This window comes from Agrobacterium sp. ICMP 6402, assembly GCF_009498615.1.
Classification (GTDB): domain Bacteria; phylum Pseudomonadota; class Alphaproteobacteria; order Rhizobiales; family Rhizobiaceae; genus Agrobacterium; species Agrobacterium burrii.
Genome location: NZ_QSNV01000011.1, coordinates 79,906 through 97,597, shown reverse-complemented (window position 1 = coordinate 97,597; position 17,692 = coordinate 79,906). Strand labels below are relative to the sequence as shown.

Annotated in this window: 12 protein-coding genes; 6 read left to right on the top strand and 6 right to left on the bottom strand. The window is 60.1% G+C overall.

From position 1 onward, the window contains the following. Positions 1-14: 14 nt before the first annotated feature. The 6 genes from DXT96_RS22900 to DXT96_RS22875 all read right to left on the bottom strand — a co-directional run bounded on the left by DXT96_RS22900 (position 15) and on the right by DXT96_RS22875 (position 9,068). Positions 15-1,751: a patatin-like phospholipase family protein gene (locus DXT96_RS22900; RefSeq protein ID WP_153516610.1), complete on the bottom strand. Its 1,737-nt coding sequence runs from the start codon at positions 1,749-1,751 to the stop codon at positions 15-17. Between the two features lie 363 nt (positions 1,752-2,114). Next, the gene (lysS, locus tag DXT96_RS22895; RefSeq protein ID WP_153516609.1) at positions 2,115-3,614 is read right to left on the bottom strand and encodes a lysine--tRNA ligase; all 1,500 of its coding nucleotides are present in this window, start codon (positions 3,612-3,614) and stop codon (positions 2,115-2,117) included. Positions 3,615-3,827: 213 nt separating this feature from the next. Beyond that, entirely contained in the window at positions 3,828-5,285 is a 1,458-nt protein-coding gene (gltX, locus tag DXT96_RS22890) for a glutamate--tRNA ligase (protein ID WP_153516608.1), read from the bottom strand. A 209-nt stretch (positions 5,286-5,494) separates the two neighbouring features. Then, the gene (locus DXT96_RS22885; protein WP_153516607.1) at positions 5,495-7,267 is read right to left on the bottom strand and encodes an SLC13 family permease; all 1,773 of its coding nucleotides are present in this window, start codon (positions 7,265-7,267) and stop codon (positions 5,495-5,497) included. A gap of 165 nt (positions 7,268-7,432) precedes the next feature. Beyond that, positions 7,433-8,200, bottom strand: a complete 768-nt coding sequence (locus DXT96_RS22880) for a TerC family protein (RefSeq protein ID WP_153516606.1) — start codon at positions 8,198-8,200, stop codon at positions 7,433-7,435. A 181-nt stretch (positions 8,201-8,381) separates the two neighbouring features. Continuing rightward, positions 8,382-9,068 (bottom strand): TetR/AcrR family transcriptional regulator, encoded by a 687-nt coding sequence (locus DXT96_RS22875; RefSeq protein WP_153516605.1) that lies wholly within the window; start codon positions 9,066-9,068, stop codon positions 8,382-8,384. Positions 9,069-9,226: 158 nt separating this feature from the next. Here DXT96_RS22875 and DXT96_RS22870 point away from each other — a divergent pair, with 158 nt between their 5' ends. The 6 genes from DXT96_RS22870 to DXT96_RS22845 all read left to right on the top strand — a co-directional run bounded on the left by DXT96_RS22870 (position 9,227) and on the right by DXT96_RS22845 (position 17,592). Beyond that, a complete protein-coding gene (locus tag DXT96_RS22870) occupies positions 9,227-10,429 on the top strand; it encodes an HlyD family secretion protein (protein ID WP_194287715.1) in 1,203 nt (400 codons plus the stop codon). 21 nt (positions 10,430-10,450) lie between these two features. Continuing rightward, positions 10,451-12,034, top strand: a complete 1,584-nt coding sequence (locus DXT96_RS22865) for a DHA2 family efflux MFS transporter permease subunit (protein WP_149899097.1) — start codon at positions 10,451-10,453, stop codon at positions 12,032-12,034. Positions 12,035-12,388: 354 nt separating this feature from the next. Then, positions 12,389-13,411, top strand: coding sequence for a LacI family DNA-binding transcriptional regulator (locus DXT96_RS22860; protein WP_153516603.1), 1,023 nt, complete (start codon positions 12,389-12,391; stop codon positions 13,409-13,411). Positions 13,412-13,516: 105 nt separating this feature from the next. Then, entirely contained in the window at positions 13,517-14,971 is a 1,455-nt protein-coding gene (xylB, locus tag DXT96_RS22855; RefSeq protein ID WP_153516671.1) for a xylulokinase, read from the top strand. A 238-nt stretch (positions 14,972-15,209) separates the two neighbouring features. Next, a complete protein-coding gene (xylA, locus tag DXT96_RS22850; RefSeq protein WP_153516602.1) occupies positions 15,210-16,520 on the top strand; it encodes a xylose isomerase in 1,311 nt (436 codons plus the stop codon). A 373-nt stretch (positions 16,521-16,893) separates the two neighbouring features. After that, the gene (locus DXT96_RS22845) at positions 16,894-17,592 is read left to right on the top strand and encodes an OmpW family protein (protein WP_149899094.1); all 699 of its coding nucleotides are present in this window, start codon (positions 16,894-16,896) and stop codon (positions 17,590-17,592) included. Positions 17,593-17,692 lie beyond the last annotated feature (100 nt).

Below are 17,692 nucleotides of genomic sequence, written 5' to 3'. Positions count from 1 at the left end.
ATTCGCTCAGCCGGTCAGGTATCCGGCCCGATACGCAAGCGGCCAGCCGGATTTGGAAATTTCTTGCGCTTGTTGACGATCGCTGGAGAGAAACTCTGGGAAAGGGCGGCAAAGGCGGCAATTCGGGCGATCAGTTTTTCGCGCTCACCCTTTGTCACGTCTTTGTAGCTTTCGATCCTGTCGATGTAACTTACCAGCCAGTCTTCATATTTGCCCTCATTCCAGAGGTGTTCGGTCGCAAATACCGTGTCTTCCAACCGATCATAGGCAACGAGCGTGCGTCGCCAGCGATGTTCGTCAAAATTCAGCGCGCCATTGGCGAAGAGTGACCCGACTTCGAGGCCGTAGCTCATCAGTTTCGCAGAGCGTTCCGGCGGCATGGTGAGATTAAGCCCGCCTTCCTCTTGGCTGAGGAAGACGCGGGCGATGCGCTCTCTTTGGCCCGGCATGGTGGCGAGGGATTGATCCTGCCAGTCCTTCGCTGAACTGAGGATGCTGCTTACAAAGCCACCCATCTTTTCCAACTTGTGAACGGGCACACCAATCCCTTCGCCTGCCCCTTGCGGGATAGTCACGCGCTTGCTGCTGCTGGCGACGGATTTCGGCAGCTCGTCAAGGCTGAGCGCGAAGGTGGGACGGGAGGGAAGCAGGGCATCAAAGAGGTGGATCGGAAAATTGCTGCTGATCCCGCCATCCGAGAACCAGATTTTCGCCTTCATGACTGGCGGCGCTTTATTGCCCGTCCGTCGCAGAATATCGAGCGTGCCGTGATCATTGGTAAAAGCCGGAATGGCCTTGAACAGGACCGGAAAACTCAGGCTCATGCGTGTTGCGATGATGATCGGCAACCTGGCGGGTTCCGGAAAAGCCTTGAGTTCCGGAAAGGGGCCGCCCGGCGTGGCGATCTGTTTCAGCCAGGCCATGACGGGGGCGGGAAAGAGACGGCTCCATTCTTTCGGGTCATAGGCCGCCATGAGATTGAGGCTTGGCAGCGTATGCGGCCGCCGCATTGACAGATTTGTCGTCACCATCTTCAGGTTTATGGATTTTTCCGGATCGTCGCCGAGGAGATCGCCAAAGGTCAGCGGCGGTGCTGTCGCGGCGTCGCTACCAAAAGCGATATCCTGGATCGATGCATGTAGCCATTCCGTCAGGCCGGGAGCATGGGCACCGGGAACCGTCAATCCCGAGCAAAAACCGAACCCTTCCTGTGGCAACCGATGGAAGACCAACCACAGGATTTGACTGAGGATACCGACGAGCAGCCCCACCAGCCCGCCAAGAATTGACCCGAAAATACCTCCACTCAGAGCCCATAACGCGCCGGCGCCAATGGCGATACCGGCTATCGAGGCCAGCGGAAAAGCCATGGGCACTCCCAGAATCTTGCCCGGCCAGCCGCCGGCCTGCGCCCATAACAGGTAACGCATCAGCGGCCGAAAACGGTGCTCCGGCTGGAAAAGCGTGCCGAGAATATCAGGTATCTTATCGCAATGGGCCTGCAGGCGGATGAACCCATCCGGATCGCCCCGGACGGTGCGGGAATATTCCGCCGCAGCGGCAAAAGCCGCGGCAATTGCCCCCGCCGATGTGCCGCCTATCGAACGGAACCGATATCGGCGGGCCAGTTCCAGAACCGCATAGGGATAAACGACGCCGGAGGTGATGCCGCCCTTCATGACGACGTCGCATTCCTTGTCCGGCGTTGCAAACATATCGGGCTGATATTTGGGAAGCTCATTCTCGGGCATGCGTATCTCCCCCAACGGCCTCGTTAATCGAAAGCCGTCAAACACAATGCGAATGATGGAAAATGAGTATCACAAGTTGAGGCGATATCGCCAGTATATTCTACTAAAAGTTATATGAATTTAATCGATCTGTTCACCGGAGGCCGGATAATTACTTGCGCGTGTCTTTATGTTGAGCGGAAAACCGACAGACAGACGGGGCGAAATCTCGCGACGCACTCCGGCGTCATCTTCGGGCTTGTCCCGATGGTCTGTTACGGATTGATTTTGCTGGATGTGACTGCATGCCTGGGGCAAGCCCGGGCATGACGGGAAAATCGGGATGCTGCAGGCGGCCGCGAAGCCGCCTGCGGTTTTACCAGTTCAATCCGCCTTGTTGCGGCGGGCCGGGAAGAGGATAACGTCGCGGATCGACGGGGCGTTGGTGAGCAGCATGATCAGGCGATCGACGCCGATGCCAAGGCCACCGGCGGGCGGCATGCCCTGGTCGATGGCGTCGAGGAATTCCTCGTCCAGCTGCTTGTCCTTTTCGCCGCGGGCATGGGCCTGTTCCAGCTGCTCCACCATGCGGCGGCGCTGCTCTTCCGGATCGTTGAGTTCGGAAAAGGCGTTGCCCACTTCCCAGGCGTTGCAATAGCTTTCGAAACGCTCGACGAGGCGCGGCTCACCCGGCACTTCCTTGGCGAAGGGCGAGATGTCCTTGGGGAAATGCGTGACGTGGCTCGGCTGGATCAGCGTGCTTTCCACCTTTTCTTCAAAGATGAAGGCAAGGCATTCGCCCCAGGTCCAGTCCTTCTCGACGGCAAAGCCGGCAGCCTTGGCAGCAGCGCGTGCTTCTTCGTCGGTCTTGATGGCGAGGAAGTCGATACCGGTTGCTTCCTTCACCGCATCAGGCATCGGCACGCGCTTGAACGGACCCTTGAAGGAGATCGTCTGGCCCTGGAACTCAACCTCGGTGGTGCCGTGCAGGGCAATTGCCAGCGTCTCGAACAGCCGCTCCACGAGACCCATGATGTCTTCGTAGTCGGCATAGGCCCAATAGCACTCCATCATCGTGAATTCAGGATTGTGCCTTGTGGAAACGCCTTCGTTGCGGAAGTTGCGGTTGATTTCGAAGACCTTGTCAGAAAGGCCCGACACCAGCGTGCGCTTCAGGAACAGTTCCGGCGCGATGCGCAGATACATGTCCATCTTCAGCGTGTTGTGGAAGGTCTTGAACGGATCAGCCGTCGCACCGCCATAGATGGTCTGCAGCATCGGCGTTTCCACTTCGAGGAAGCCTTCGGCCTCCATGAAGCGGCGGATGCCGGAGAGAATCTTCGAGCGTTGCAGGAAACGCAGCTTGGAGTCTTCGTTGGCGAGGATGTCGAGGTGGCGCTTGCGGTAGCGCAACTCGATGTCGGAAACGCCATGCCACTTTTCCGGCATCGGCAGCAGCGACTTGGTGAGCATGGTGATTTCTTCGGCGTTGATCGTCAGCTCGCCACGCTTGGTGCGGCGCACCTTGCCCGTCACGCCGATGATATCGCCAATGTCGATCATCGGTAGCAGGTTGCGGGCTGCTTCCGGCGTGGTGTCTTTGTGGGAGAAGATCTGCACCTTGCCCGATGCGTCATGGATGTCCATGAACATGCCGGAATTGCGCGAAGAATAAACGCGACCCGCCACCGTCACCGTATCGCCGGTTTCGACGTCGGCTTCGATATCGGCGTATTTTTCCGAAAGTTCCGCATTGGTCAGCGTGCGGTGGAAATGCGCCGGATAGACGTCGCCGATCTGTTCGCGCAGCAGCGCGAGTTTCTGGCGGCGCACTTCTGTCGCGTCGGAGGAGAGGGCGGTGGTTTCGGTCTTGGTGTCGGTCATTGTTTTTTGCCTTAAGCGGGCTTGTTCGTTGCGGTTACCCCCCTCTGTCCTGCCGGACATCTCCCCCACAAGGGGGGAGATCGACAAGCGGCTGGCACCTTGCTCGTGGAACGAGCGAGTGCGGCATCTTATCTCCCCCCTTGTGGGGGAGATGCCCGGCAGGGCAGAGGGGGGTATTCTAGGATGCTGCCGTCACCGCCAGCATTTTAAATGTTAATTTCCACTGCCAACCAGCGTCGCCACAACGGCAATCGCCACCTTCAGGCGCTGGCGCACCACGGAGCGACCAAGCAGCGCCATACTGTCAAACAGCGGCAGCGAGCGCGAGGAGCCGGAGACGGCGACGAAGAGCGGCGGTGTCACCACGCGCAGCTTCTTGCCCGTGCGTTCGGCAACATCGCGCAACTCGGCCTCGATGGCTTCCACGGTCCAGTCAGGCATTTTTTCAAGGTCGGCGGCAACCGTGGTGAGGATCTCGTGGATTTCCTCCGGTTTGCTTTTCAGGCCCGCAAATGAGGCAGGCGTCAGGCCGACATCGCTCGAAACCAGGAAGCCGGCAAGGTTCGGTAATTCGCCGAGCTTGGAAATGCGGCTCTGGGAAAGCTTCAGGCCTTCTGTCAGGCGCGAATTTTCCATCGCCCAGTCCAGCGTGCGGGCAATGAATTCTTCCGGGGTGAGCTTTTCGCGCAGCCAGCGGCCGTTCAGCCAGTCCAGCTTCTGGATATCGAAGATGGCGCCGGCCTTGGACAGCGCTTCCGGGTCGAACTTCGCCGCCAGCTCTTCCATGGTCAGCAGTTCTTCGCCATCGCCGATCTGGATGAAGAACAGGCCAAGGAAGTTCATCAGCGCTTCCGGCAGATAGCCGAGCGCGGAATAATAGGAAATCGACGTCGGGTTCTTGCGCTTGGAAAGCTTCGACTTGTCGGCGTTGCGCATCAAGGAGAGATGCATGAACGTCGGCTGGTCCCAGCCGAAATAACGGTAAAGCAGAATGTGCTTCGGCACAGATGCCAGCCATTCCTCGCCGCGCGCCACATGGGTGATCTTCATCAGATGGTCGTCGATGACGTTGGCCATATGATAGGTCGGCATGCCGTCTGCCTTGACCAGCACCTGCATGTCGACCGAGTCCCACGGGATCGACACATCGCCGTAAACGCCGTCATGGAAATCGCACGACCCTTCGGTCGGGATTTTCATGCGCACGACATTGGCCTCGCCGGCGGCGACGCGGGCGGTGACTTCTTCGGCCTTGAGGGTAAGGCAATGGCCGTCATATTTCGGCGGCTTGCCGCTAGCGCGCTGCGCCTCGCGCATTTCTTCCAGCCGCTGCGGCGTGCAGAAACAGCGGAAGGCGTGGCCCTTCTCCAGCAGCTCTTCGGCATAAGGCCAGTACATCGGCTTGCGCTCGGACTGGCGGTAGGGACCGTAAGGGCCGCCGACATCGGGGCCTTCCGACCAGGTGAGGCCGGTCCAGCGGAGTGCTTCCAGAACCTTCTGCTCATATTCGAGGGTCGAGCGGGTAGCGTCGGTATCCTCGATACGCAGGATGAACTCGCCGCCATGTTTCTGGGCGAAGAGATAGTTGAACAGGGCGATATAGGCGGTGCCAACATGCGGCTCGCCGGTGGGGGAAGGTGCGATGCGGACGCGAACGCCGGAAGTGGTCATGAAATTCACTCGTCGTGACGGGTCAGTGACATGGGTGGCTTCACCCGTATATCACGAAGTTTTCGTTTGGATGCGGCAGGAAATCATGTCGAAAGGCACAAATAAAGCGCCTTTTGCACATTCCCGTTCGGCATCGGCTTAGGCCATATTATGCCGCAGGCGTCAAGGAAATAAGGAGCTTGTGCCATCTTCCCCGAGGCGAGCCGCGCCTAGTTGACTGGCCAGACGTAAAGCAGCATCGGAATGCTGGCAATGACGATCATGATCGACAGCGGCAGGCCAAGTCGCGGATAATCGCTGAAACGGTAACCGCCCGGACCCATGACCAGCGTATTGCATTGGTGGCCGATGGGGGTGAGGAAATCGCAGCCGGCGCCGATCGCCACCGCCATCAGAAAAGCCTCCGGCCGGAAGCCGAGCGTGGTGGCGAAACCGGCGGCGATGGGGGCCATGACCAGCACGGTGGCGGCATTATTGAGGAAGGGCGTCACCGCCATGGCGGTCAAGAGGATCATGCCGAGTGCGGCAAACGGCGGCAAGCCCTGCGCCGCATGGCCGAGCCAGGCGGCGATCAATTCGCTGGCGCCGCTGGTGCGAAGGCTATCGCTGACGGGAATGAGGGCGGCGAGCATGACGAGGATTGGCCCGTCGATCGATTTATAGACTTCGGCAAGCGGGATCGCGCCGACGACGATCATCAGGAAGGCGGCGGCGAAAAAGGCGACGGAGACCGGCACCAGCCCGCTGCCGGCGGCAAGCATGGCGCCAGCAAGCACGATGACCGGCAAAAGCGCGCGGCGCTGTACACCAAGCAGAATTTCCCGCTGCGCCAGGGGCAGCAGGGAGAATTCCTGCAACACCTGCGGCAGGTTCTTGCGGCTTCCCTGCAACAGAATGACGTCACCCGCCTGCAAGGTCAGGTCGGAGAGCCGCTGGCTGACCCGCTGGCCACGGCGGCTGACCGCTATCAGATTGACGCCGCGCGTATAGGACAGCGAAAGCTCGCGCGCGGAAATGCCTGTTAGCACCGATTCATTGCTGATCACCGCTTCCATGGAGATGAGATCGGCAGATTTCTGGCCGTTTTCCATCAGCGGTTTGCCTGATAGCAGCAACTTCGCCTGCGAGACGATACGGTCCAGCCCCTCCGGGCTGCCTTCGAGCAGAACGGTGTCGCCGGCCTTCAGCTTGACGTCGGGGAAGGGGGCGATGCGCCTCGGTCCGCGCAGGATTGTGCTGGCGATCACATCGCCATCGGCCTGTTTCAAAAGTTCGCGCAGCGGCCTGTCGGCAAAGGTGCTGTCGGCCGGCAGCGTTGCCTCCGCCGTATAGGCCGCCTGGTCGAGAGCATCTTCCACCGATGCCTGCTGACGGTTGCGCACTGGCAGCAGCCGGTAACCAAAGGTCAGGAAGATGATGCCGATCACCGTCAGCCCGGCGCCAACGGGGGTGAAATCGAACATCGAAAAACTCTGCCCGGTCATTTCCTCGCGCAGCCTCGAAACGACGATGTTGGGCGAGGTACCGATCTGCGTCATCAGCCCGCCCAGAAGCGCGGCAAAGGCCATCGGCATCAGGTAATAGGAGACCGGGCTGCCGGATTTGCGGGCGAACTGGAAAGCGACCGGCATCATGATGGCGAGCGCGCCGATATTCTTGATGAAGGCCGACATGATGGCGACGACGACCATCAGAAAGGCCAGTTGCAGGCTCTTGGAATGCATTTCCGGGAAATATTTCTTGATCGTCATATCGACGACGCCCGAACGGGCCACGGCCGAACTGACGATCAGCGCACTTGCGACAATGATGACGATATCGTCGGAAAAACCGGAGAAAGCCTTGTTGAACGGCACGACGCCAACCGCCACCGCCGCCAGTAAAGCGCTGCAGGCGATGACGTCGTAACGGAACCTGTCCCAGATGAACGCGACCATCATGCCGGCGATCACGGTGAAGGCGAGGATCTGGTCGGTCGTCATGCTTGCTCATGCTTTCGAAGGAGAGAAATGCGCTGTCTCCGCCTCATTCGGCGGGGATGCATTGAAACGCAAGCCCGGGTCATACGGTTCCGGGGAAGAGCCAGTCCATGAAAAAGGCCCGCCTTGCGGCGGGCCTCGATCAACGGTGTGACAGTTACGGCAACATCAATGTCTGGTGCCCGCTGCAGCGGAAGCTGCCTTCTTGCGCTGCCTGGCGTTGCGCGCAAACATGTTGAGCACTTCCACCAGCGCTGAAAACGCCATGGCGGCATAGACGTAACCCTTGGGAACATGGAAGCCCATGCCTTCGGCGATCAGCGTCGTGCCGATCATCATCAGGAAGGCGAGCGCCAGCATGACGACGGTGGGGTTGCGCTCGATGAAGTTGGCAAGCGGGGTCGCGGCCAGAAGCATCACGGCGACGGCGAAGACGACGGCGACGATCATGATCGGCAGATGCGGCGTCATGCCGACGGCGGTGATGATGCTGTCCACCGAGAAGACGAGGTCGAGCAGCAGGATCTGGCCGATGGCCGCGCCGAAATTCATCGCCACAGGGCCGCCAACCATGTCTTCCTTGTGATCTTCGGGGTCGACGCTGTGGTGAATTTCCTTGGTGGCTTTCCACATCAGGAAGAGACCACCGGCGATCAGGATCATGTCCTTCCACGAGAAGGGATGGCCAAAGACTTCAAACACCGGCGTGGTGAGCTGCACAATCCAGGCGACGGTGCCAAGCAGGCCGAGGCGCATGACGAGCGCAAGGCCGATGCCGATCTTGCGGGCTTTTTCGCGCTGTTCGGGGGGAAGCTTGTTGGTCAGGATCGAGATGAAGATCAGGTTGTCGATACCGAGCACGACCTCCATGACGATCAGCGTAACGAGCGCCACCCAGGCGGCGGGATCGGACAGAAGCGGGAGAACGGACTCCATCAGGCAAATTTTCCTTTCAGCAACAAGGCCACCCGAACATTCGGTGGATGAGATTTATAGCGCATGACGCGAGAAACAAGCGGCTAATGGCTGTGATGAGCCGGATTTCACCGAAATTTCACGCAAAAGGCGCATTGGCGCCGTGCCGTTGCCGGTCCGCTCACCTCGTTGCTGAATGAACTCAGGCCTTGTCGGTTCCGTAAGCCGCCATGAATACGTTGATGGCGCTGGCGATCACCCGGTCCAGTTCTTCTTCCGGCACCGGGCCGTCCAGTTCCCCAAACAGGCGCAGTTTGAAGAAGGTGCCGGTGGCGAGTTCGATATATTGCCGGGCAGCCAGTTCGGGGTCATCCACCTTCAGATGGCCGATTTCGACCTGATGTTCGATGAAATCCAGAAGCACCGTGCGCACATTGTTGGGCGCGGAGAGGAAAAAGCGCTGCGCCAGCTTCGGCATGCGGTCGAGAACGCCGATCACCGAACGCATGGCGGGGATCATGTCGGAACAGATCATCTTGTTGGCAAAGGCCTTGCCGAATTGTTCCAGCCCCTCGCGCACCTCTTCGGTGCCCTCAAGAATATGGCGCATGGAGATGGCAAATTCGTTGCGGTGATGGTCGACAAGCGCAACGAACAAATCTTCCTTGTTGGAAAAATAGACGTAGATGGTCCCCTTGGAGACACCCGCTTCCCGAGTGATGTCGTTCATGCTGGCGGCGTCGAAACCCTTGCGTTTGAACACGCGCCAGGCTCCCGCGAGAATTTGTTCGCGTTTGGCCGGGTCTTCCCCTGCCGCAAACCGACCCGCCGCATTCCCCGCGCAGCACGTTTCCAACTCCAGTTCCGTATCCATGTCTTCCCCTGCCATCGCTCCCGCCTCCTAGTACCACAATGGCGTAAAAAAATTAACCAGACGTCGAACCAATCGGTTCGATAGCACTTGATATGTGTCAGGAAAGAGATTATGTCAATCGAACCGAACGGTTCAGTTCGAAAATTTTTCTTCAATTATCACGGTATACTCTCATGTCGGCCCAGAAGAATAGCGCGGTTCGCGCCGTCAACGATGCGGAAGAGGCGGACATCTCCGCCAAGGCCGAGACCTCTCCGGCAAAGCCGGCAGACGCCCCACCGCAACAGCCGCCCCAGGTAACCGCCGCACCGAAGCAGAAGAAGCGTTCGAAGCTTCTTCCTGTCATCGCCATCGCTGCTCTCGCCGGTGCCGGCTGGTACGGTTACAACTGGTGGATCGATGGCCGTTTCATGGTCTCGACTGATGATGCCTATATAGAAGGTGACATCGCCGTCATCGCGCCCAAGGTGTCGGGTTACATCGCCAAGGTCAATGTGGTCGAAAACCAGGAAGTCAAGGCGGGCGATCCGCTTGTGACACTCGACGATGGCGACTACCGCATCGCGCTCGATCAGGCCGAGGCGCAGATCCGCACCGAGGAACTGTCGCTGAAGCGCATCGATGCGCAGATCATCGGCGGCGAAGCCTCGCAGGAACAGGCCGTTGCCCAGAAGGGTGCGCTGGATGCCGCCCTTCGCGGTGCCGAAATCACCCAGAAGCGCGCCACCGAGTTGCAGGCAAAGGATGTCGGCACCGTTGCCGCTTCCGACAGCGCCCAGGTCGCGCTCGATCAGGCCAAGGCGAACGTTGTGGCCGGCGATGCGGCCATCTCCTCGGCAAAAGCCAATGTCGAACTTCTGCGCGCCCAGCGCGAGGAAGCCGAGAGCACCATCCGCTCGCTGCAGCTCTCCCGTGACAAGGCCGCCCGCGACCTGTCCTTCACCGTGCTGAAAGCGCCTTATGACGGCGTCATTGGCAATCTGGCGGTGCAGACCGGCGATCTCGTCTCGGTCGGCAAGCGTCTGGCGTCGCTGGTGCCGATGAACGAGCTTTATATCGACGCCAATTTCAAGGAAACGCAGCTGGCCCGCGTGGTGCCGGGTTCGAAGGTTCGCGTCCACGTCGATGCCTTCGATGATGCGACCATCGAAGGCACGGTGCAGTCGATCTCGCCCGGCTCCGGTTCGGTCTTCTCCATGCTGCCGCCGGAAAACGCCACGGGCAATTTCACCAAGGTCATCCAGCGCGTGCCTGTTCGTATCGTCTTTTCGAAGGACGATCTTGCAAAGCACAATCTGCGTGCGGGCCTGAGCGTCGTCGTTGATGTCGACACGCGCACGGCGCCTGAAAATACGAAAACGGCGCAAGCCAAGTAAAGCGTCGTCGAGGGCAAGATCATGGCGGCTACGGTTGTCGGTACGGGCGGGGCATCTGTCCCCGTCGATCCTCCGATGGACAGGCGCAGGCTCATCGCGTTTTTCGCGATGGTCTTCGGCATGTTCATGTCCATTCTCGATATTCAGATCGTTTCCGCCTCGCTTGCGGAAATTCAGGCCGGCCTCGGTGCGGGCTCAGATGAGATCGCCTGGGTGCAGACCTCCTATCTGATCGCCGAAGTCATCATGATTCCGCTGTCGGGCACGCTGGCGCGCATCCTGTCCACGCGCGTGCTCTTCGCCACCTGTGCGGCGGGCTTTACGATTTCGAGCGCGCTCTGCGCCACCGCCACCAATATCGACCAGATGATCGTCTATCGCGCGATACAGGGCTTTATCGGCGGCGGCATGATCCCCTCCGTCTTCGCGGCCGCCTTCACCATCTTCCCGCCGTCGAAGCGCTCCGTCGTCTCGCCGATCATCGGTCTGGTCGCCACGCTTGCGCCGACCATCGGCCCGACGGTCGGCGGTTATCTCTCCAACGCCTTTTCCTGGCACTGGCTGTTCCTCGTCAACATCATTCCCGGCATCATCGTCACCATCCTGACCTGGAGCCTGATCGATTTCGACAAGCCGGAACACTCGCTCTGGAAGAAGTTCGACTGGTGGGGGCTGATCTCCATGGGGGTTTTCCTCGGCTCGCTGGAATATGTGCTGGAAGAGGGCAACAACAAGGACTGGTTCAACGACGAACGTATCGTCATTGGATCCGTCGCCATGGTCATCGGCGCGGTGGTGTTCTTCTGGCGCGCCTTCAAGGTGGAATTCCCGGTCGTCGATATCCGCGCCTTCGCCGATCGAAACTTCTCCATCGGCTCGCTGTTTTCCTTCGTCATGGGCATCGGGCTTTACGGGCTGACCTATCTCTACCCGCTCTATCTCGGTCGGGTGAGGGGATATGATGCGCTGATGATCGGCGAGACCATGTTCGTCTCCGGCCTTGCCATGTTCTTCACCGCGCCGATCGCCGGCAAGGTCTCCACCAAGCTCGACCCGCGGGCGATGATGGCCATCGGCTTCATCAGCTTCGGCTGCGGCACGTGGATCATGACCTATGTGACGACCGACTGGGACTTCTATGAATTGCTGATCCCGCAGATCCTGCGCGGTTTTGGCCTGATGATGTGCATGGTGCCGATCAACAACATCGCGCTTGGAACACTGCCGCCCGCCCGCATCCGCAATGCGTCGGGCCTGTTCAACCTCACCCGTAACCTTGGCGGTGCGGTTGGCCTTGCCGTCATCAACACCATGCTGTCGCAGCGCACCGACGATCATTATGTGCGGCTGGCGGAACATATCAGCTACTCCAATCCGCAGGCGCTGGAATGGCTGAACAATGTCGGTGCGAACTATGATTCCTACGGGCTGGACGGCGCATCCGTCGCGATCAAGAAACTGGTCGGCATGGTCTCGCAGCAGGCATGGATATTGGCCTTCGCGGATGTGTTTTTCGCGCTGACGCTTTTGTTCGGCAGCCTGATCTTCATGACGATCCTGATCCAGAAACCCAAGGCAGCGCCGCCGCCAGACGCGGCGCACTAAAAAAATCCCCTCCCATCCACCGCAGAGCTGGGGCCGTCGAAAATGACGGCCCCTTTTTTTGCCTGCCTGCCCGATGAATATGGAGCAAGCGGGTGCGGCATATTTCTTCTCCCTGCCGGGGAGAAGTCCGCGGCAGCGGGATGAGGGGGCAAGGGTAGAGATATTCGGAGAGCTTGCCCCCTCATCCGACCCTTCGGGCCACCTTCTCCCCCTCGGGGAGAAGAAATGCGCGGCACCGTTTTGCGAAGAGCCACTCAACCCGATACCGCCTTTCGACGAAATATGAGGTACGTACATCATTTTTCGGTTTACCTCGACCCCAAAGCTGGATATTCAAAGGCGAGGGGAGGAGCCATGAAGCCGACAGTTCATGATATTGCCGAGCGCGCGGGCGTCAGTCTCGCCACCATCGACCGGGTGCTGAACATGCGTCCGGGCGTTCATGCCGCCACCCGCGCCCGCGTGGAGGCGGCGATTGCCGAGCTTGGTTATGTGCGCGATATCGCCGCCGCCAATCTGGCCAAGGGCCGTAATTATTCGCTGGTCTTCATCCTGCCGGGCAACGACAATTCCTTCATGGCGACGCTCAGGGCCGAGGTGCGGGCTGCCGCCTCCCGCTCCCATCTGGAGCGCACGGCGATCCGCATCATCGAGGTGCCGCCTTTTAATGCCGCGGCGCTGACAGAAGCCCTGGAAGTGGCGCGCCGGGAAAAGCCGTCGGGTGTGGCTTTCGTCGCCACCGATTCGCAAGATGTGGCGGAAGCCGCCGACCGGCTGGCGGAAGACGGCATCGCCACGGTGACGCTGGTTTCCGATCTTTCCGGCTCGCGCCGCGACCACTATGCCGGCGTCGACAATGCCGCGGCGGGACGCACGGCGGCGAGCCTGATGGGACGTTTCCTCTCCAGCCGTGGCGGCGATATCGCTGTTGTCGCCGGCTCCATGCTGGTGCGCGACCATCGCGAACGTCTGGAAGGTTTTCGCGCCGTCATCGAAGCCGAATTTCCGCAATTGCGGCTTCTGCCGGTGCTGGAGGGCAAGGATGATCCGGCAACCGTCGAGGCGCTGGTCGCCGGAGCGCTCGGCAATGCTGCGCTGTCAGGCATCTACAGTCTCGGCGCCGGCAATCGCGGCCTCATCCGGGCGCTCAGAGCTTTGGATGGCGAAAGGCCGCTGTCTGTCATCGCCCACGAACTGACGGAAAACACCGCCAATGCGCTGCGGGAAGGCGTGCTCGACGCCGTGCTCAACCAGGATGCCGGTCATGAGGTGCGCAGCGCGATGCGCGTATTGAAGGCCCGCGCCGATGGCCAGCCGGTCATCGCCGCGCAGGAACGTATCCGTATCGACATATTCCTCAGGGACAATCTGCCCTGACGAGAGCATTTCCAGGAAAAGTGGCCGCCGGTTTTCCGTCCGGAAATGCGGTAACTTTTAAAAAACGCTGAAAGTGGCGCATGGAGCGCCGGAATGGAGAAATACATGTATCTCGGTCTCGATCTTGGCACTTCAGGCATCAAAGCCCTGCTGATGGATGGCGATCAGAAGATTGTCGGTTCGGCCAATGGTTCGCTGGAGGTTTCGCGTCCGCATCATGGCTGGTCGGAACAGGATCCGGCCGACTGGATCGCCGCCGCGAAAACCGCCGTCGCCGGCCTGAAGCAGAAATTCCCGAAGGAGCTTGCCGCGGTGAAGGGCATCGGCCTTTCCGGCCAGATGCACGGCGCGACGCTTGTGGATGCGGCCGGCAAGGTGCTGCGCCCCTGCATTCTGTGGAACGACACGCGTTCCCATGCCGAGGCTGCCGCACTGGACGCCGATCCACGTTTCCGCAAGATAACAGGCAATATCGTCTTCCCTGGCTTCACCGCGCCAAAGCTTGCGTGGGTGGCGAAGAACGAGCCTGAAATCTTCGCGAAAGTGGCGAAGGTGCTGCTGCCGAAGGATTATCTCCGTCTGTGGCTGACGGGCGAATATATCTCGGAAATGTCCGACTCCGCCGGCACCTCGTGGCTGGATACCGGTGCACGTAAATGGTCTTCCGAACTTCTCGCCGCCACCGGCCTTGATGAAAAACACATGCCGTCGCTGGTGGAAGGTACGGATGAGGCGGGCGTGCTTCGCTCTGAACTTGCTGCTGAATGGGGCATTTCCGGCCGCACCGTGGTAGCCGGTGGCGCGGGTGACAATGCCGCTTCCGCCTGCGGCATGGGCACGGTGAAGGAAGGCCATGCTTTCGTCTCGCTCGGCACATCAGGCGTGCTCTTCGCCGCCAACGCCTCCTATCTGCCGAAGCCGGAAAGCGCCGTGCATGCCTTCTGCCATGCGCTGCCCAACACCTGGCACCAGATGGGCGTCATCCTCTCCGCCACCGATGCGCTGAACTGGTATTCGCGCCTCACCGGGCAATCCGCCGCCGATCTGACCAGCGAACTGGGAGAGGCGCTGCTTGCGCCGACCGGCGTTACCTTCGCGCCTTATCTCTCCGGCGAGCGCACGCCGCATAATGACGCGGCCATTCGCGGCTCCTTCATAGGTCTTTCGCATGAAAGCGACCGTAAGGCGCTGACTCAAGGTGTGCTGGAAGGCGTGACCTTTGCCATCCGCGACAACCTCGAAGCGCTGAAATCTGCCGGCACCTCGATTTCGCGGGTTACCGCCATCGGCGGCGGTTCGCGTTCGGCCTATTGGCTGGCGTCGATCGCTACCTCGCTCGGTGTGCCGGTGGATATTCCGGCGGAAGGTGATTTCGGTGCGGCCTTCGGTGCTGCCCGTCTTGGTCTCATTGCTGCGACCGGGGCCGACCCGGTTGCCGTTTGCTCACAGCCGGAGACGGCGCGGACGATTGAGCCGGTGGCTGATCTGGCTGGGGCCTATGAGGAGGCTTATCGGCGGTATCACGCGCTTTATCCGGCTATTCGGGCGCTTTCGCATTGAGGCTTCGAGTTCGCCGCTCACCCCCCTCTGTCCTGCCGGACATCTCCCCCTCAAGGGGGGAGATCAGCAGGACGCGATCTCTCGCTCCATCTTCAACCTCGCGTGAGGACAAGACGTAACCACGAGTCGATCTCCCCCCTTGAGGGGGAGATGTCCGGCAGGACAGAGGGGGGTGAGCGGCGCACGCCAACCCTGAAATTTCAGAACACCATCTAAACCCACCACAGGAGGACCCACCATGAGCACAGGTTTTTTCGGCGATATCGCCAAAATCAAATATGAAGGCCCCGACAGCACCAACCCACTGGCCTTCCGCCATTATAACCCCGATGAAATCGTCGCCGGCAAGCGCATGGAAGACCACCTGCGTTTCGCGGTGGCCTACTGGCACACCTTCACCTGGCCGGGCGGCGACCCCTTCGGCGGCCAGACGTTTGAGCGTCCGTGGTTCGAAGACACCATGCAGGCTGCGAAGCTGAAGGCCGATGTGGCTTTCGAATTCTTCTCGCTGCTCGGTTCGCCATTTTATTGCTTCCATGACGCCGATGTGCGCCCGGAAGGCAAAAACTTTGCTGAGAACACGAAGAACCTCAACGAAATCGTTGATTATTTTGCCGAAAAGCAGGCCCAGACTGGCGTGAAGCTCCTGTGGGGCACGGCGAACCTGTTCTCCAACCGGCGTTTCATGTCCGGTGCGGCAACCAATCCGGACCCGGATGTCTTCGCTTTCTCCGCCGCCACGGTGAAGACCTGCATGGATGCCACCAAGAAGCTCGGCGGCGCGAACTACGTTCTGTGGGGCGGCCGCGAAGGTTACGAGACCCTGCTCAACACCGATCTGTCGCGTGAACTCGACCAGCTGGGCCGATTCCTCAATCTGGTAGTGGAATATAAATACAAGATCGGCTTTGAGGGCACGATCCTGATCGAGCCGAAACCGCAGGAGCCGACCAAGCACCAATACGACTATGACGTCGCCACCGTTTATGCCTTCCTGCAGAAAAACGGGCTGGAAAAGGAAGTGAAGGTCAATATCGAGCAGGGCCATGCCATCCTTGCCGGCCATTCCTTCGAGCATGAGCTGGCCATGGCCAATGCCTTCGGCATTTTCGGTTCCATCGACATGAACCGCAACGATTACCAGTCCGGCTGGGATACCGACCAGTTCCCCAACAACGTGCCGGAAATGGCGCTCGCCTATTACCACGTTCTTGCCGGTGGCGGCTTCAAGAATGGCGGCACCAATTTCGATTCCAAGCTGCGTCGTCAGTCTCTCGATCCGCAGGACCTGCTGATCGGTCATATCGGTGGTATGGATTGCTGCGCCCGCGGCCTGAAGGCGGCGGCGAAGATGGTCGAGGACGGCGCGCTGTCGAAGCCGCTGAACGAGCGCTACGCCAAGTGGGATTCCCCCGAGGCCCAGAAGATGCTGCGCGGCGAGTTGAAGCTCGACGAGATTACCGCGCTGGTGGAGCGGGAGGATATCAATCCCGAGCCGAAATCCGGTCGTCAGGAATATCTGGAAAACGTCGTCAATCGTTACGTCTGACGCGCAAGTCCGTTGCTGAAAAAGCGGGGCGGGGGATCATCTCCCGCCTTTTTTGTGCGCTGTCCCATGGCGATTTTGCGCCGGTCTCCCGCCTCCTGCTGTTGCGTAATTGTCACAATCCTCGCCCGTCAGCCGTCTGCACGCCTCAATGCTGCAACGGTTTGATCCATCTCAATCGGTGTCTCCTGCCCTTCGCCATAGTGGCCGTGACGGTCGTGGCAGCGCCAGATTCGCAGCCCACCCTCACCAGCCGTTTTCGGGGTTCCCGGTGACGGCTGTGGCATCGGCAAGCACCGATGCGCCGGTTCGAGAAGGTGAGACGCGCCCTGGGGAATGTCCGAACGGATACAGGCTGCGCTAAAGGAGAGATGGAATGACGAACAGGAACAAAAGAACCGCCTTGCTTGCCAGCGTCGCGGTTAGTGTTGCGGCAATGCTGGTGTCGGCCAATGCCATGGCCGCCGATCTGGCCCCGGCAGCACCGGCGCCCACCGCCGAAGAGGCGATTGCGGCGGCAAGCCCGTGGATGCTGCGCGTGCGCGGTCTCGGCGTCATCACCAATGACAGCGGCAGCGTCGACGGTGTGCCGGGTGCCGGCCTCTCCTATTCCGATACGGTGATCCCGGAACTCGACATCACCTATTTCTTCACGCCGAATTTTGCCGCTGAACTCATTCTCGGCACCACCTATGCCAAGATCAATGGCGAGGGTGTGCTGGCCGGCACGCCGGTCGGCAAGACATGGCTGCTGCCGCCAACGCTGACGCTGCAATATCACTTCACCGATTTCGGCGCCTTCAAGCCCTATATCGGTGCCGGCGTGAACTATTCGCTGTTCTACAACCAGTCCGAACAGCCCGGTTTCAGCAATCTCGATGTCAAGAACAAGCTAGGTGCTGCCGTGCAGGTCGGTTTCGACTATATGCTCGACGAGCATTGGGGCGTGAACTTCGATGTGAAGAAGATCTTCCTGAAGACCGACTGGACCGCCGAACTGGGCGGCACGCCGATCAGCGGCAAGGCGAAGCTCGATCCCTGGCTGATCGGCGCCGGTATCACCTATCGCTTCTGATCCCGGTACGGATTTCAGCGCCGCCTTTGACGGGCGGCGCGTTCTGAGTTATACGGACGCCACGGGCAGAGAGCCCCGGCCGTCCGCAGGCATTTATGCC

Coding starts and splice junctions, on each gene's coding strand:
- xylB (WP_153516671.1), top strand. CDS start 13,517: ATGTATCTCGGTCTCGATCTTGGCACTTCAGGCATCAAAGCCCTGCTG.
- DXT96_RS22900 (WP_153516610.1), bottom strand. CDS start 1,751: ATGCCCGAGAATGAGCTTCCCAAATATCAGCCCGATATGTTTGCAACG.
- lysS (WP_153516609.1), bottom strand. CDS start 3,614: ATGACCGACACCAAGACCGAAACCACCGCCCTCTCCTCCGACGCGACA.
- DXT96_RS22875 (WP_153516605.1), bottom strand. CDS start 9,068: ATGGCAGGGGAAGACATGGATACGGAACTGGAGTTGGAAACGTGCTGC.
- DXT96_RS22870 (WP_194287715.1), top strand. CDS start 9,227: ATGTCGGCCCAGAAGAATAGCGCGGTTCGCGCCGTCAACGATGCGGAA.
- DXT96_RS22885 (WP_153516607.1), bottom strand. CDS start 7,267: ATGACGACCGACCAGATCCTCGCCTTCACCGTGATCGCCGGCATGATG.
- DXT96_RS22865 (WP_149899097.1), top strand. CDS start 10,451: ATGGCGGCTACGGTTGTCGGTACGGGCGGGGCATCTGTCCCCGTCGAT.
- DXT96_RS22860 (WP_153516603.1), top strand. CDS start 12,389: ATGAAGCCGACAGTTCATGATATTGCCGAGCGCGCGGGCGTCAGTCTC.
- DXT96_RS22845 (WP_149899094.1), top strand. CDS start 16,894: ATGACGAACAGGAACAAAAGAACCGCCTTGCTTGCCAGCGTCGCGGTT.
- DXT96_RS22880 (WP_153516606.1), bottom strand. CDS start 8,200: ATGGAGTCCGTTCTCCCGCTTCTGTCCGATCCCGCCGCCTGGGTGGCG.
- gltX (WP_153516608.1), bottom strand. CDS start 5,285: ATGACCACTTCCGGCGTTCGCGTCCGCATCGCACCTTCCCCCACCGGC.
- xylA (WP_153516602.1), top strand. CDS start 15,210: ATGAGCACAGGTTTTTTCGGCGATATCGCCAAAATCAAATATGAAGGC.